This window comes from Nguyenibacter vanlangensis, from assembly GCF_013376155.1.
Classification (GTDB): domain Bacteria; phylum Pseudomonadota; class Alphaproteobacteria; order Acetobacterales; family Acetobacteraceae; genus Gluconacetobacter; species Gluconacetobacter vanlangensis.
Window position 1 is genome coordinate 1 of the sequence record NZ_JABXXP010001281.1, and the last position, 518, is coordinate 518.

Below are 518 nucleotides of genomic sequence, written 5' to 3' on the forward strand. Positions count from 1 at the left end.
CGCGCTCGGGCGTCGTCGCCTGGCATGACGGGGCGCAGGTCGCGCTGTTCTACCTGCCGGCCGAGGGCGGCGTGGCGGCCCAGGTCTATGCCGTAGACAATCACGACCCGTTCTCGGGCGCCAATGTCATCGGGCGCGGGATCGTGGGCGACCTGAAGGGGCAGATCGTGGTGGCGTCGCCGCTGTACAAGCAGCATTTCCGCCTGGTCGACGGGGTGTGCCTGGAGGATGCGTCGCGGCGCCTGCGGACCTGGGAGGCCCGCCTGACGGACGGCAAGGTGGAAATCCGCGCCCGCGTGCCCGAGGCGGCGCCGGACCTGATCCCGGCCTGAGCATGGCGCGGCAGGAGATCCGCACGGCCTGTCCCTATTGCGGCGTCGGCTGCGGCGTCGTGATGGAGGTGGAGGATGGCCGCATCGCCCGGGTGCGCGGCGATGCGGCGCATCCGGCCAATGGCGGACGCCTGTGCACCAAGGGCAGTTCCTGCGACAGGCCGATCGCGGTGCCGTCGCGGCTGG

General features: G+C 72.0%; 2 protein-coding genes. Both read left to right on the forward strand.

From position 1 onward, the window contains the following. A partial coding sequence (gene nirD / locus HUK84_RS22595) for a nitrite reductase small subunit NirD (protein WP_176642088.1) occupies positions 1-332 on the forward strand: 332 nt, incomplete at its 5' end. A gap of 2 nt (positions 333-334) precedes the next feature. Beyond that, the coding region (locus tag HUK84_RS22600) for a hypothetical protein (protein WP_176642089.1) at positions 335-518 on the forward strand (184 nt) is incomplete at its 3' end.